The organism is Salinarchaeum chitinilyticum, assembly GCF_055390775.1.
Map to the genome: position 1 here is coordinate 2,841,041 of NZ_AP043888.1, position 12,743 is coordinate 2,853,783.

The following is a 12,743-nucleotide window of genomic DNA, read 5'->3' on the forward strand; positions in this document are numbered from 1 at the left end:
GTTGGTGACACCGCGACCGAGCTGAACTCTTCTCCAGTCCCGGGACTGTCCAGTCCGTGGATCGCGGGTGTTTTGGGCACTGCAGTCGGATATCCGCTCAATGACGGTGCTCCGGTCGGTCCACGAAGACCACGGCGCGACGTTCACCGAGCGCGGTGGCCGGTCGGTCGTGCTGGACTACGGCAGGCCCGAGCGGACGGTGCAAGCGGTCCGGAACGTCTCCGGAGTCACCGAGGCTGCCTACGGGATCGTCTCCGTGACGGGAGACGATCGCGTGAGCTACGTCGACAACGCGGTGACCAACGCCGTGCCCGACGAGGAGGGCAGCGGGTGTTACGCGCTGTTGCTCGATCCGGACGGGAAGATCCGGACGGACCTCTACGTCTATCACGCCGGCGAACGGCTGCTCTGTTTCGTGCCGCCGGGCGAAGCCGAGCCGCTCGCTGCAGAGTGGACGGACAAGACGTTCATCGAGGACGTGAATTTCGAGGTCGCGACCGCGGAGTTCGGCGTCTTCGGCGTCCACGGGCCGAAAGCGACGGAGAAGGTCGCGAGCGTGTTCACGAACGGCACGCCCCCGGACGAGCGGCTCACCTTCGATCGCGGACAGTTCGACGACGTCGGCGTGACGGTGATCCGAACGGACGCGCCCGCTGGGGAGGAGGGGTACGAAGTCGTGTGTGCCGCCGAGCAGGCCGAGAAGACCTTCGATGTCCTCGTGAACCAGGGGTTGAACGCGGTTCCGTTCGGCTGGCGGACCTGGGAGACGCTCACGCTAGAAGCCGGAACGCCACTCTTCGGGAGCGAACTCGACGGTCGGCTCCCCAACAATCTCGGGATCCGGAACGCCCTGGACTTCGAGAAGGGCTGTTACGTCGGCCAGGAGGTCGTCTCCCGGATCGAGAACCGTGGCGGCGAGCCCGAGCGGCTCGTGGGGCTCACCGCCGACGCCCTTCCGGCGGCTGGCGCAGCCGTCCTCGACGGCGACGAACCCGTCGGTACGGTGACCAGGGCCGTCGAATCGCCGACGCTCGGTACGTCGATCGCGATGGCGGTGGTGGACGCCGGCGTCGGAAGCCAAAGCGTCGGTGCCCACGACGATCTCTCGGTCCGTATCGACGGCGAGTCGGTCTCGGCTCGCCTGGCTGCGCTCCCGTTCCACGAGGGCAGCGACCGGTCGGCTCGGATTCCGGCTTACGAGTGATCCCGTCGGCGGAATGCCGACAGTAGGACGGGGCACTTTCGCGATATTCCGGCAAGCCGAACCGGAACCGAACGCCGAACCGGAGACTGTCACCATCGTTCCCTGCCAATGTATGGCAAAGCCTTTACTGCGAAGGGACGAACCCTCCGATTAGCACGGGCCACCGAGGCCGTGACACAAACCTATGACTGACGACGAACTCATCTGGCGCGTCGCAGGGGGTTCCGGAGACGGGATCGACTCGACGAGTCAGAACTTCGCGAAAGCGCTGATGCGCTCGGGGCTGAACGTGTTCACGCACCGGCACTATCCGTCGCGGATCCGGGGCGGCCACACGTACGTCGAGATCCGGGCGGCCGACGGGGAGGTACCCTCGCGGGGAGACGGCTACAACTTCCTGCTCGCGCTGGGTGACTCCTTCGCCCGCAATCCGAGCGAGGACGCCTACTACGGCAACGAGGAGACCAAACCACTGACGGAGAACCTCGACGAGCTCCGCGAGGGCGGCATCATCGTCTACGACGAGGGGCTGCTCGACGAGGACGACGTCGAGGACCTCAACGAACGTGCCGACGAGGAAGGCTGGCACGTCTACCCGATCGACCTCCGCGGAATGGCCCGCGAGGTCGGTCGCGAGGTCATGCGCAACACGGCGGGCGTGGGTGCGACCGCCGCGCTGCTCGACATGGACCTCGGCGAGGTCGAGAGCCTCATGGAGGACGCGATGGGTGGGGACATTCTCGAGCAGAACCTCCAGATTCTCCAGCAGGCCTACGACCACGTCAACGAGGAGTTCGAGCACACCCACGACCTCCAGGCGCCGACCGGCACCAACGAGGAGACCCAGGTGCTGCTCTCCGGTTCCAACGGCGTCGCCTACGGTGCGCTCGACGCCGGCTGCCGGTTCATCGCTGGCTACCCCATGACGCCATGGACCGACGTGTTCACGATCATGTCCCAGAATCTGCCGGAGTTCGGCGGGATCTCCGAGCAGGTCGAGGACGAGATCGCGGCGGCCGCGCTCGCGGTCGGTGCCTCCCACGCTGGCGTCAAGTCGATGTCCGGATCGTCCGGCGGTGGGTTCGCACTGATGAGCGAGCCGCTCGGTCTCGCGGAGATGACCGAGACGCCGCTCGTGCTCATCGAGGCGATGCGAGCGGGTCCCTCGACGGGGATGCCGACCAAGCCCGAGCAGGGCGACCTCGAGCACATCCTCTACACGAGCCAGGGCGACTCCAACCGCGTCGTCTTCGCGCCGGGCAACATCCGCGAGTGCTACGAGCAGACGCGGACGGCGTTCGAGCTGGCCTACGACTACCAGATCCCGGTCATCGTCGTGATCGACCAGAAGCTCTCCGGCGAGAACCGCAACGTCGACGAGTCCTTCTTCGATCGCCAGCCCGACCCCGATCCGGGAACGGTGCTGTCCGAGGACGAGATCGCCGAAGCGGCCCACGATCCCTCCGGGAAGTTCAACCGCTTCCTCCACGACACGGAGGACGGCGTGAGCCCACGCTCGCTGCCCGGCCAGAAGGGCGGCCACTTCCTCGCGACGGGGAACGAGCACAACAAGGCCGGCCACATCAGCGAGGACCCGGAGAACCGGGTCGCGCAGATGGACCGCCGGATGCAGAAGCTCGATTCGATCCGCGACGAGCTCGATTCCGCCGAGGAGAGCAACCAGACCACGCGCGGGCCCGAATCGGCTGACTTCGGGATTATCACCTGGGGCAGCTCCCAGGGGACCGTCCTCGAAGCGACCGAGCGGCTCAACGAGAACGGTCACGAGGTCAAGGCCATCAGCGTCAGCGACCTCATGCCGTTCCCCGAGGCCGAACTCGAGGCGTTCATCGAGAGCGTCGACGAGGCGATGGTCGTCGAGATGAACGCGACCGCGCAGCTCCGCGGGCTGATCCAGAAGGAGCTCGGCCGGTTCGGCCCGAAGCTCACCAGCCTGCTCAAGTACAACGGCAACCCCTTCGAGCCGGCGGAGGTCGTCGAGGGCTACGAGGCCCAGCAGAACGGCGAAGGAGACACGCCGGGTACGAACACCACGATCCAGCCTGCAGCGGGTGACTAACCATGAGTGCATTCAACGCCATCGGCGAAGAACGGGAGATCGAGAGCGACGAGTTCACGCCGGGGATCGAGCCACAGCCGACCTGGTGTCCGGGCTGTGGTGACTTCTCGGTCCTCAAGGCGCTGAAACAGGCCCTGCCGGAGGTCGGCAGGACCCCCGAGGAGACGCTGCTCTGTACCGGAATCGGCTGTTCGGGCAAGCTCAACAGCTACCTCGACAGCTACGGGTTCCACACGATCCACGGCCGCTCGCTGCCCGTCGCCCGGGCGGCGAAGCTCGCCAACTCCGGCCTCGAAGTGATCGCGGCCGGCGGCGACGGCGACGGCTACGGCATCGGTGGGAACCACTTCATCCACTCCGCGCGGGAGAACCACGACATCACGTACATCGTGTTCAACAACGAGGTCTTCGGCCTCACGAAGGGCCAGACCTCCCCGACGAGCCCCAAGGGCCACAAGTCCAAGACCCAGCCCCATGGCTCGGCGAAGTCGCCGCTCCGGCCGCTCAGCCTCTCGCTGACGGCCGGTTCGTCGTACGTCGCGCGGACGGCTGCGGTCAACCCCAACCAGGCCAAGGAGATCCTCGTGGAGGCCATCGAGCACGACGGCTTCGCTCACGTCGACTTCCTGACCCAGTGTCCGACCTGGAACAAGGACGCGAAGCAGTACGTTCCCTACGTCGACGTTCAGGACTCGGACGACTACGACTTCGACATCACCGACCGCCGCGAGGCCGCCGAGATGATGTACGAGACCGAGTCGGCGCTCTACGAGGGCGAGGTGCTCACCGGCCGCTTCTACGTCGACGAGGACCGTCCGTCCTACAGCGAGGAGAAGCAGGCGATCGGCGAGATGCCCGAGGAGCCCGTCGTCGAGCAGTACTTCGACGACGACGCCGAGTGGAAGCGCAGCTACGACCTGCTCGACCGGCACAAGTAGCCCGCACGGCGGCTCTCTCCGGCGTTTTCTATTCGCTGTACGACCGGCAGCCGACTGTTTTCATATTCAAAAGATATTTTTCCGTCAGCACGAAATAGAGTTGTGATGAGTAGCGAGTCGACCAGGAATCGGATCCTCTCCGTCCTCGAAGAGGACGCCAAGGCCTCCTACGGAGAGATCGCCGATCGAGCCGAGGTCTCGAAACCGACGGTGCGCAAGTACATCGAGCAACTGGAGTCCGAGGGCGTCATCGTCGGCTACTCCGCCGAGGTCGACCCGAAGAAACTCTCCGGGCAGTCCATCGCGCTCGTCGGAATCGACGTCGCGAGCGAGCGCTACGTCGAGGCAACGCGAGCGCTCCAGGCACTCGATCACGTCGAGGCGCTCTACACGTCCAGTGGCGACCACATGCTGATGGCGGAGGTTCGCGGCGGCGACGGCGACGAACTGGGCGCCGTGATCAGTGACGAGATTCTCACGATCGAGGGCGTGACGGCTGCCCATCCCTCGTTCTTGCAGGAGCGATTGAAGTAACGACGGCCGGTTCTCCTTCGAGTTTGGTATCCCGCCCCTCGTCCATCTATAGACCGCACGCAGCGCCAACGCCGTCACCAGCGACTGGCACCGCACCGGACGAGGTGGCGAACCGGTGAGACGGGACGCTACGCCTCGATGATCTCGCCGACGGCGAAGTTCGACTTGACCTCACTGACCTCGACCTTCACGCGCTCGCCGACTTCTGCGCCGGGAACGATGATCACGTAGCCACGCTCGACGCGAGCGATGCCGTCGCCCTGCTTGCCGATGTCCTCGATCTCGACGTACCGGGTCTCCCCGACCTCGACCGGTGGCTGGGGCTGGTCCGACGCGACGTCGGCGGCCGAGGCACTCGGCTCCCGGCCGCTCGTCGCTGGCTCCTCGTCGTCACCGGCGATGAGCGCGACGCGGTACGTCTCGCCGTCGTCGATCGAGCCGGTCTCGAGCTCGCGCTTGGGCACTTCGACGACGTACCGGTCGCCATCCGATTCGACCTCCGCACTGAACAGACACAATAGCTTTTCAGAGATTTGCACAGTAGATCTCCATTCACGCCGTTGGAGGCATCGATTAAAATCCTGTCGCCGTCGAGGGTCCGGACGCCGTCACTCGTAGCTGGCGCCGTCCGGTCGCTTCGGCCCCTCCGAATCGTGGACGACGACCCCACCGGGTTCGGTCGCGACTGGCTCGTACTCGTCCCGGACGGCGATCGCCTCTTCGAGTTCCCGGATCGCACGCTCCCGGAGCGTCTCGGCGAGCGCCTCGGCGTCCTCCCGATCGATCGCCCGACCGAGCCCCTCGCACTCGTGGGCTCGCACCATCCCTTCGGCGTCCACCGCTTCGCCCATCGGCTGGCTGGTGCCGCCGAGCGCGAGGCTGAACGGGTAGGTCTGACAGATCAGCGGTCTGCTCTCGTGGACGGTGCAGTAGCCGTCGCCGAGGTTGTCGGTGGTGCCCGACTGGTCGGCGTCGTCACGGTCGCTCTGTCCAGAATCTCCATCTTCTTCGTAGAACCGACAGTCGCCACAGTCGTTCGTCTGGAGCGCCCACTCGAACGTCTCGCCCTCCAGCCCGTCGGCGCCCTCCGAGAGCCCGTAGGGCATCGGCCGGGCGACGTCGCGCCAGTCGTACTCGACCGACCCGCCGTCGGCGCTATCGGGGCTCTCACCGACGTCGTCCTCGGCGCCAGTGCCGGGATCGGACTCCGCGGCCGCGGCCTGAAGCTCCCGCACCTCGTCGGGAAAGACGGTCGCCGTGTGGGACTCGTCGGTCTCGCCCTTGCAGCAGCCGCCACAGCGTGTACACTCGAAGCCGATCGACTCGATCGCGTCGGCGAGGGGCTCGACGTCGAGCGCCCGGGCGCGCTCGAGTTCGGCTTCGAGGGACTCCATACGGTGAGCAGGCCCGGCGCCGGCAAAAGGGGCGTGGTGGACGCGGCGGGCCGGATGGGACGGACCGTGGTGGGACGGAAACCCTTTTTCCTGCGCGCGAGGAACCGCCAGCCATGGCAGACGACTCCGAGGAGCACGACGAGGAGCGCGTCGACAGCGAGGGTACCGAGGAACAGTCCGGTGCCGATGGCGAGGAAAAGTCCTTCCGCGAGCGCGTCGAGGAGATCCGCGAGCAGCGCGCCGAGGAGGGCGACGAGGAGCGCCAGGAGCGCATGGAAGAGATGATGGGCGGCGGTGGCGGTCCCGGCGGGATGGGCGGCGGTGGCGGCAACCCCTTCGCGCAGATGATGGGCGGCATGATGGGCGGCGGTGGCGGTCCCGGCGGAATGGGTGGCGGCCCCGGCGGGATGGGCGGCGGTCCTGGTGGTCCGGGCGGTGCCGGTGAGGAGTCCGTCGGCAACGAGGAGCTCGTTCGCGAGGTTCGCCAGCTTCGCGACGAGGTCCGCGACGCCACCCGGCAGCTCCAGCGGATCGCCGACGCGCTCGAGGACTAGGGAATGGCCCCTTGTTTCGCGACGAATGGAGAGAAATATTTTAGTGGGCATGGCCCCGTAGTCGTCGATGGGGCGACACAGGACGACGCTTGGACTGACCTGTTTCCCCCCGACATCCCCCCACTCCCCCCGTTTCGGACATGAGCCGGACGATCGCGGTCGAGCGGATCGAACGGCTGGCTGCGGAGGCCGAGGCGGCGACGGCAGACTCCCAGGTGGAGCGAGCGAGGGAGTACGTGCGTACGGCCCGCGCGATCGCACAGCGCCAGCGAATCGGGCTTCCCGAGCGGTTCCGGCGCAGAACGTGCGATCGGTGTGACGCCTATCTGCTCCCCGGCAGGAACGCACGCGTGCGGCTGCAGGACGGCCACGTCGTCGTGACCTGTGACTGCGGCGAGATCGCACGATACCCCTACCGCGACTGACGGTGACGAGCCACGCTTTTCGCCAGCGGTCGCGTCGGTTTCCGGTGATGCCGTTGCGGCGCTCCCTCTCACTCTCGAACGACGGACCACGCTGCCGGACCCACAACAGTAAAACCGTCCAGGTTCGTCGTACTGGTATGTCGAATCCTGATCTTCGGGCCGAAGCACACGACCTCGACGTGACGGTCTGGGTCGGGAAGGGTGGCATCGAACCGGTCGTCGACGAGTGTTCCGACCAGCTCGCCGACCGGAAGCTCGTCAAGGCGAAGTTCCTCCGGGCGGCCCGCGGTGGGACGACCGTCGAGGAGCTGGCCGAGGAACTCGCCGAGGCGACGAACGCCGACGTCGTGGAAACGCGCGGCAATACGGCGGTGTTCCACCGATGATGCCCCTCCAGAGCGGTCTCGGACCGATCGGGAACTTCATCGAGGACAACACCGATCTCGCGATCGGGACGATCGAGACGATCTCGGGCATCCTCATCTTCGTCGGCGCGTTCGTCGTGCTCTATATCCTCGGGCGGGCCGTCGTCCTCCCGATCGTTCGCCGCATTCTCGGGCGTCGTGGGCTCGACGAACACGCACGGAAGCCGCTGTTGAAGGTCGCCTGGTTCGTCCTGCTCTTCGCCGCCATCGCGATCGCCTTCGGCGCCGCGGGCTACGGAAACTTCCTCTCCTCGCTCGCGGTGATCGCCGCCGCGGCGACGCTCGCGATCGGGTTCGCACTCCAGGACGTCATCAAGAACTTCGTCTCGGGTATCTTCATCTTCAGCGAGAAGCCGTTCCGGATCGGCGACTGGATCGAGTGGGACGACCACTCCGGCGTCGTCGAGGACATTAGCCTCCGGGTGACTCGCGTCCGGACGTTCGACAACGAGCTGCTGACCGTCGCGAACTCGGAGCTGACCAACGGCGTGCTCAAGAACCCCGTCGCGAAGGACCAGCTCCGACTGAAGTTTACCTTCGGGATCGGCTACGACGACGACATCGACGCGGCGACGGAGATCGTCGTCGAGGAGGCCGAGGCACACGATGGGATCCTGGACGATCCCGCACCCTCCGTGCGTCTGACGGAGCTCGGTGACTCCTACGTCGGGCTGCAGTCACGGATCTGGATCGAGAACCCGTCGCGATCGGACTTCGTGGGGATCCGCGGCGAGTACGTCCAGTCGGTGAAGGAGCGCTTCGACGAGGAGGGGATCGACATCCCCTACCCGCACCGGACGCTCACCGGCGGCGTCGACGTCGTCGAAGTCGGTGGATCCGCCGACTAGATCGCCGCTCGCTCCGATCGCGGCCGCACTCGGCAGCGTTTTCACGCCCGGATCGCGGGAGTAAGATTCACGGTCCCCTGGGGGAAACGACAGTGTATGCCAGACGTGCTCGCAGAGAGCCTCTCTGAGAAGGCAGTGATGGGGACCGACGGAGCGGAGATCGGCTCGCTCTACAACATTACGGTCGACCTCGAGTCCGGACAGCTCCGGAACCTCGTCGTCGTCCCGCTGGAGGAGGGACCCGACTTCGAGTTCAGCTTCGACGAGGACGGCCACTATCTCGTCCCCGTCAGTCGCGTGCAGTCCGTGCGGGACTACATCGTCGTCGAACGCTGACGCGCTCTTTGGAATGTACGTTCTCGATTCTTCGGCGTTCATCCGCGAGTACCACACCGACGAGCAGATCGCGACGATCCCGCTGGTCCGAGAGGAACTCGAATCCGAGAGCGCGTACCGGTTCGACGCGCTCGAGGGCTCCGGGATGCACGTTCACATCCCCAGCCAGGAGACCGTCGAGAAGGTCGAACGGGCCGCCCGCGACCTCGGCGACTTCGAGGAGCTGTCGCGGACCGACGTCCGTCTCGTCGCCGCGACGTTCGAACTCGACGGCACGCTCGTGACCGACGACTACGCGATGCAGAACGTCGCCGATCGACTCGGCGTCGCCGTCGAGGTCATCGCACACGACGGCATCGACGAACAGCGCGAGTGGCGCTTCCAGTGCCAGGGCTGTGGTCGCGAGTTCGACGACGACAGGGATCGCTGTCCGATCTGTGGCAGCGGCCTCTCGCGAAAGAACCCCTCGAACGCGTAGGTCGCCACCGATCCGATCGGCATCGGCGACGCTACGTGACGGAGCCGGAGCAGTTCCCGTCCGTACTCAGTGTCCGAGGACTTCCGAGTGCTCGTCGTTTCCGCCGGCGTCGGTCGACTCGAGCCCGCGGCGAACGAGCTGACGGAGCACCTCTTGCTCGGTCAGGCCGTACTCGCGAGCCAGCGCCTCGACGCGGTCGCCGAGGTCGTCGTCGCAGACGACGGAGTACCGCCTGGGCATCGGTGACACGAAGTATCACTGGTGACCCAATAAATCCCTGTCAGACGACCGTCCGACCGAGGGCGTGCGCGGTCGACGTCCGCGACGACCGCGGCCTCGCCGCAGATTTGCTCAGAGCGCGATCTCGACGTAGAGGAGGCCGAACTGCATTGCGTTGTAACACCCGTGCGCGATCGCGGGGACGATCAGTTTCTCGGTGCGCACGTAGAGCCACCCTAGCAGGACCGAGAGGGCGAACACGATCGCCAGCGACGGAACGACCTGTGGAAGCGGCTCCGTCGCGTACGCCGGCAAGTGGATCACACCGAAGACCAGGCTGGTGATCCCGATCGCGCTCCAGTCAGCGTACGTCTCCGCGAGGCGCTTCTGGACGACGTTCCGGAAGACGAGTTCCTCTCCGGGCCCGATGAACAGTATCGAGATCGGGATCATCAACAGGAGCAGCTCCGCGTTCCCCTCGCGCGCCTGCTCCGCGAGCGAGTGCTCGGAGAAGGTCACGCCGAGCGCCGACGCGAGAATAGAGACGCCGAGCCAGACGGCAGTCAGCAGGAGGATTCCACCGACGACGTAGCCGAGGTCCCGGAGCGACGGCGCCTCCAGGTCGAGGAAAGATCGATCGTGCCGGGAGTTCTCGAGATAGAGCCACGCGAACGCCACTGCGCCGACGCCGGTGCCCACTCCCGCGACCACGTTGATCCCGAGATCGCTCATACTCCCGACGATCGGCGAGACCGCGAGCACGACCGCGAGGGCACCGATCTGGATCGCGAGGAAGCCAGCGAGTCCGAGAAGAATCGCGTAGAGCGTCTCCTGCAGCCGGCCGTCCCCCTCGTGATCGACGTCGCCGGTTCCGACCTCCTCTGCCATACGAACGCTATCGGTCGTGGCCACATAGGCACACCGCACTGGCACGCTCGGCGGCCACGGGATCGCGCACGAGACGTTGTGCCGTCGCGATCGCGGGGCGTGCTTCACTCGATCCAGAGCGATTCTCGTTCGTCGATCGCCCGGGTCTCTGGGGTCTCCTCGCCCCGCAACAGCGCCCGTGTCGCGTCCTTGCCCCACTCCACCGCGGGCTGGTCGAACGCGTTCACGCCGAACAGCTCGCCGGCCAGCACGCACGCGGCCTCGAAGCCGTAACAGAGCTCGCCGATCCCCCTGGCGTCGATCCGGTCGATCTCGACCCGGACGACGGGTCGGTCCGCGGCGGTCAGGCTCGCGGTCGTCGCGGCACACTCGAGATCCAGCAGTTCCCCGAGCTCCGTACCACGGAGGTGCGCGAGTTCGTCGTCGCTGGGGTCAGGCACCGACAGCTCGGGACGGCGCTGGGGGCGAACCGTCGTCACCATCGTCGATCGCGGGCCGTCGCGGTAACACTGGAGCTGGGAGTGCTGGTCGGTCGCGCCGAGCGCGCGCTGGGGAACCTGCCCGACGCCGTCCTTGCCGAGGCTCTCCGCCCAGAGCTGTGCGAACCACTCGCCGAAGGGATCGAGCGCCTCGGAGTAGGGCACCATCGCCGATACCGCTGCGCCACGCTGGGCGAGCCCGGCAGAGACGGCGCCGTACGCGTACGCCGGACACTCGAACAGGCTCCCGGCGAGAGAATCCGCACCGGCCGCACCGCCCGCCAGGATCGCCTCGACGTCGCCGCCGGCGAGCGCGACCGGCGCGAGCGCGACCGGCGAGAGTGCGCTGAAGCGGCCGGGAACGCCGTCCGGAACGGCGAGTGCGGGGAGATCCGCCTCCTCCGCGAGTCGCCTGAGCGGTCCCGACTCGCCCGTCACCACGAGCGTCCGTTCGGTCCAGTCGACGCCGGCGTCCTCGAAGGCTCCGCGAACGACCTGGACGTTCGCGAGCGTCTCGACGGTGGTTCCCGAACGGGAGACCCCGACGAGCGCCGCGCGTTCGAGGTCGACGCTGTCGAGCAGTTCCCGCGTCGCGGCCGGGTCGACGTTGTCCAGGGTCCGGACCGTCGCGTCGGTCTCGACCGCGCTCGCGAGCGTCGCCGCCCCGAGCGCCGAACCGCCGATCCCGGCGACGAGCACGGTCTCGATCGGCCGGTCGGTCGCGTCAACGATCCGGTCGGCGGCGGAGTGGATCGCGGCGATGTCGGTCGTTTCCGGGAGGTTCAACGCGGCGTAGCCGAAATCCTCGGCTGCGCGGCCCGCCTCGATTCGCTCGTGGGCGTCGGCGACGCGGTCGTCGAGACGGTCCAGCGAGGATCGGGCGACGCCGGGCGACGCCTGGTCGGCGAGCGCACCGGCGATGTCCACGTGCATACGAATCGATGCCACCGGCGGCCGCAAAAGCGTTCGGAGTGAACCGGATCCCGAAGAAAGAGAGCGAGAGAGGAAGGGCGAGATCGTTACTCGCCAGTGAAGCAGCAATTCACGTGGCCGGCGGGGGTTGCCGCCGACCCAAACCGTTTCACCACCGGCGCGCCAGTCGCTGCTATGAGCGACGACTCCTCCCTCCTCGTCGTGGGCGCACACCCCGACGATTGCTCGATCAAGGCCGGTGGTATCGCGGCGAAGTACGTCGGGGACGGTCGCGACGTGACCTTCCTCTCCGTCACCGACGGCAGCGCGGGCCACCAGGAGATGGGCCGCACGAAGCTCGCCGACAGACGGCGTCGCGAGACGCAGGCGGTCGCGAAACACCTCGGCATCGAGTACGACGTCTTCGACCTGCCCGACGGCGAACTCGAGCCGAGCCTCGACAACCGCCGGAAGCTCATCCGCTACGTGCGCGAGGTCGATCCGGATCTCGTCCTCGGCCCGCGCCCCAACGACTACCACCCCGACCACCGTTACACCGCACAGCTCCTCCAGGACGCGGCGTACTCGCTGATCGTCCCCAACGTCTGTCCGGACACCGACGCGTTGGCTGAAAATCCCGTCTTCGGCTACGTCGCCGACCACTTCCAGAAGCCCGCTCCGTTCGAGCCGGACGTCGTGCTCGACGTGAGCGACGTCGTCGAGGCGAAGATCGATGCGCTGCACTGCCACGAGTCCCAGATGTACGAGTGGCTTCCCTACACCTTCGGCGAGCTCGATTCGGTCCCGGACGAGGCGGACGACCGCCGCGAGTGGCTGGCCAACGACGGGCTAGCGCATCTCACCGCCAACACCGAGATGAACGTCGCCGACCGGTTCCGCGACGAGCTCCGCGAGCGGTACGGCGCGGCCGAGGGCGACGCCGTCGATCACGCCGAGGCCGTGGAGATCTCCGAGTACGGCGCGCCGCTGACCGAGGAGCGCCGCGAGCGGCTCTTTTTCTTCTGAGCG

16 protein-coding genes are annotated in these 12,743 nt (G+C 66.9%); 11 read left to right on the forward strand and 5 right to left on the reverse strand.

The window, feature by feature from the left end:
• Positions 1–100 precede the first annotated feature (100 nt).
• From ygfZ to lrpA1, 4 genes are all read left to right on the forward strand, one after another.
• Positions 101–1,204, forward strand: coding sequence for a CAF17-like 4Fe-4S cluster assembly/insertion protein YgfZ (ygfZ, locus tag ACZ5KP_RS13725; protein ID WP_460918404.1), 1,104 nt, complete (start codon positions 101–103; stop codon positions 1,202–1,204).
• 184 nt (positions 1,205–1,388) lie between these two features.
• Complete coding sequence (locus ACZ5KP_RS13730; RefSeq protein ID WP_460918405.1) at positions 1,389–3,284, forward strand: 2-oxoacid:acceptor oxidoreductase subunit alpha; 1,896 nt, start codon at positions 1,389–1,391, stop codon at positions 3,282–3,284.
• Positions 3,285–3,286: 2 nt separating this feature from the next.
• On the forward strand, positions 3,287–4,222 hold the full coding sequence (locus ACZ5KP_RS13735; RefSeq protein WP_460918407.1) for a thiamine pyrophosphate-dependent enzyme: 936 nt from the start codon (positions 3,287–3,289) through the stop codon (positions 4,220–4,222).
• Positions 4,223–4,327: 105 nt separating this feature from the next.
• A complete protein-coding gene (gene lrpA1, locus ACZ5KP_RS13740; RefSeq protein ID WP_460918409.1) occupies positions 4,328–4,756 on the forward strand; it encodes an HTH-type transcriptional regulator LrpA1 in 429 nt (142 codons plus the stop codon).
• 128 nt (positions 4,757–4,884) lie between these two features.
• Here lrpA1 and ACZ5KP_RS13745 read toward each other — a convergent pair whose 3' ends face one another.
• Positions 4,885–5,295 (reverse strand): TRAM domain-containing protein, encoded by a 411-nt coding sequence (locus ACZ5KP_RS13745; protein WP_460918410.1) that lies wholly within the window; start codon positions 5,293–5,295, stop codon positions 4,885–4,887.
• Positions 5,296–5,364: 69 nt separating this feature from the next.
• Positions 5,365–6,150, reverse strand: a complete 786-nt coding sequence (locus ACZ5KP_RS13750) for a YkgJ family cysteine cluster protein (protein ID WP_460918411.1) — start codon at positions 6,148–6,150, stop codon at positions 5,365–5,367.
• A gap of 113 nt (positions 6,151–6,263) precedes the next feature.
• Between ACZ5KP_RS13750 and ACZ5KP_RS13755 the strand changes: the two genes are divergently transcribed.
• From ACZ5KP_RS13755 to ACZ5KP_RS13780, 6 genes are all read left to right on the forward strand, one after another.
• Complete coding sequence (locus ACZ5KP_RS13755; protein WP_460918413.1) at positions 6,264–6,704, forward strand: hypothetical protein; 441 nt, start codon at positions 6,264–6,266, stop codon at positions 6,702–6,704.
• Between the two features lie 140 nt (positions 6,705–6,844).
• Positions 6,845–7,129 (forward strand): ribonuclease P protein component 4, encoded by a 285-nt coding sequence (locus ACZ5KP_RS13760; RefSeq protein WP_460918414.1) that lies wholly within the window; start codon positions 6,845–6,847, stop codon positions 7,127–7,129.
• Positions 7,130–7,266: 137 nt separating this feature from the next.
• Positions 7,267–7,515, forward strand: coding sequence for a YhbY family RNA-binding protein (locus ACZ5KP_RS13765; protein ID WP_460918415.1), 249 nt, complete (start codon positions 7,267–7,269; stop codon positions 7,513–7,515).
• The gene (locus ACZ5KP_RS13770) at positions 7,512–8,402 is read left to right on the forward strand and encodes a mechanosensitive ion channel family protein (protein WP_460918417.1); all 891 of its coding nucleotides are present in this window, start codon (positions 7,512–7,514) and stop codon (positions 8,400–8,402) included. Before ACZ5KP_RS13765 ends, ACZ5KP_RS13770 begins: the two co-directional genes overlap by 4 nt.
• A gap of 96 nt (positions 8,403–8,498) precedes the next feature.
• Complete coding sequence (locus ACZ5KP_RS13775; protein WP_248516215.1) at positions 8,499–8,738, forward strand: PRC-barrel domain-containing protein; 240 nt, start codon at positions 8,499–8,501, stop codon at positions 8,736–8,738.
• A 13-nt stretch (positions 8,739–8,751) separates the two neighbouring features.
• Positions 8,752–9,216, forward strand: coding sequence for an NOB1 family endonuclease (locus ACZ5KP_RS13780; RefSeq protein WP_460918418.1), 465 nt, complete (start codon positions 8,752–8,754; stop codon positions 9,214–9,216).
• A 66-nt stretch (positions 9,217–9,282) separates the two neighbouring features.
• Here ACZ5KP_RS13780 and ACZ5KP_RS13785 read toward each other — a convergent pair whose 3' ends face one another.
• The 3 genes from ACZ5KP_RS13785 to ACZ5KP_RS13795 form a co-directional block, all read right to left on the reverse strand.
• Positions 9,283–9,456 carry a ribbon-helix-helix domain-containing protein gene (locus ACZ5KP_RS13785; protein ID WP_460918420.1) on the reverse strand — a complete coding sequence of 58 codons (174 nt, stop codon included), beginning with the start codon at positions 9,454–9,456 and terminating at the stop codon, positions 9,283–9,285.
• A gap of 111 nt (positions 9,457–9,567) precedes the next feature.
• Complete coding sequence (locus ACZ5KP_RS13790; RefSeq protein WP_460918421.1) at positions 9,568–10,323, reverse strand: CPBP family intramembrane glutamic endopeptidase; 756 nt, start codon at positions 10,321–10,323, stop codon at positions 9,568–9,570.
• 104 nt (positions 10,324–10,427) lie between these two features.
• Positions 10,428–11,735: a glucose-6-phosphate isomerase gene (locus tag ACZ5KP_RS13795; RefSeq protein ID WP_460918422.1), complete on the reverse strand. Its 1,308-nt coding sequence runs from the start codon at positions 11,733–11,735 to the stop codon at positions 10,428–10,430.
• 174 nt (positions 11,736–11,909) lie between these two features.
• Here ACZ5KP_RS13795 and ACZ5KP_RS13800 point away from each other — a divergent pair, with 174 nt between their 5' ends.
• The gene (locus tag ACZ5KP_RS13800; protein WP_460918424.1) at positions 11,910–12,740 is read left to right on the forward strand and encodes a PIG-L deacetylase family protein; all 831 of its coding nucleotides are present in this window, start codon (positions 11,910–11,912) and stop codon (positions 12,738–12,740) included.
• Positions 12,741–12,743 lie beyond the last annotated feature (3 nt).

Bases quoted from the DNA above. Each gene is read 5' to 3' on its own strand.
- ACZ5KP_RS13765 (WP_460918415.1), top strand. From the start codon at position 7,267: ATGTCGAATCCTGATCTTCGGGCCGAAGCACACGACCTCGACGTGACG.
- ygfZ (WP_460918404.1), top strand. From the start codon at position 101: ATGACGGTGCTCCGGTCGGTCCACGAAGACCACGGCGCGACGTTCACC.
- ACZ5KP_RS13760 (WP_460918414.1), top strand. From the start codon at position 6,845: ATGAGCCGGACGATCGCGGTCGAGCGGATCGAACGGCTGGCTGCGGAG.
- ACZ5KP_RS13755 (WP_460918413.1), top strand. From the start codon at position 6,264: ATGGCAGACGACTCCGAGGAGCACGACGAGGAGCGCGTCGACAGCGAG.
- ACZ5KP_RS13750 (WP_460918411.1), bottom strand. From the start codon at position 6,150: ATGGAGTCCCTCGAAGCCGAACTCGAGCGCGCCCGGGCGCTCGACGTC.
- ACZ5KP_RS13795 (WP_460918422.1), bottom strand. From the start codon at position 11,735: ATGCACGTGGACATCGCCGGTGCGCTCGCCGACCAGGCGTCGCCCGGC.
- ACZ5KP_RS13800 (WP_460918424.1), top strand. From the start codon at position 11,910: ATGAGCGACGACTCCTCCCTCCTCGTCGTGGGCGCACACCCCGACGAT.
- ACZ5KP_RS13785 (WP_460918420.1), bottom strand. From the start codon at position 9,456: ATGCCCAGGCGGTACTCCGTCGTCTGCGACGACGACCTCGGCGACCGC.
- ACZ5KP_RS13790 (WP_460918421.1), bottom strand. From the start codon at position 10,323: ATGGCAGAGGAGGTCGGAACCGGCGACGTCGATCACGAGGGGGACGGC.
- ACZ5KP_RS13730 (WP_460918405.1), top strand. From the start codon at position 1,389: ATGACTGACGACGAACTCATCTGGCGCGTCGCAGGGGGTTCCGGAGAC.
- ACZ5KP_RS13780 (WP_460918418.1), top strand. From the start codon at position 8,752: ATGTACGTTCTCGATTCTTCGGCGTTCATCCGCGAGTACCACACCGAC.
- ACZ5KP_RS13770 (WP_460918417.1), top strand. From the start codon at position 7,512: ATGATGCCCCTCCAGAGCGGTCTCGGACCGATCGGGAACTTCATCGAG.
- lrpA1 (WP_460918409.1), top strand. From the start codon at position 4,328: ATGAGTAGCGAGTCGACCAGGAATCGGATCCTCTCCGTCCTCGAAGAG.
- ACZ5KP_RS13735 (WP_460918407.1), top strand. From the start codon at position 3,287: ATGAGTGCATTCAACGCCATCGGCGAAGAACGGGAGATCGAGAGCGAC.
- ACZ5KP_RS13775 (WP_248516215.1), top strand. From the start codon at position 8,499: ATGCCAGACGTGCTCGCAGAGAGCCTCTCTGAGAAGGCAGTGATGGGG.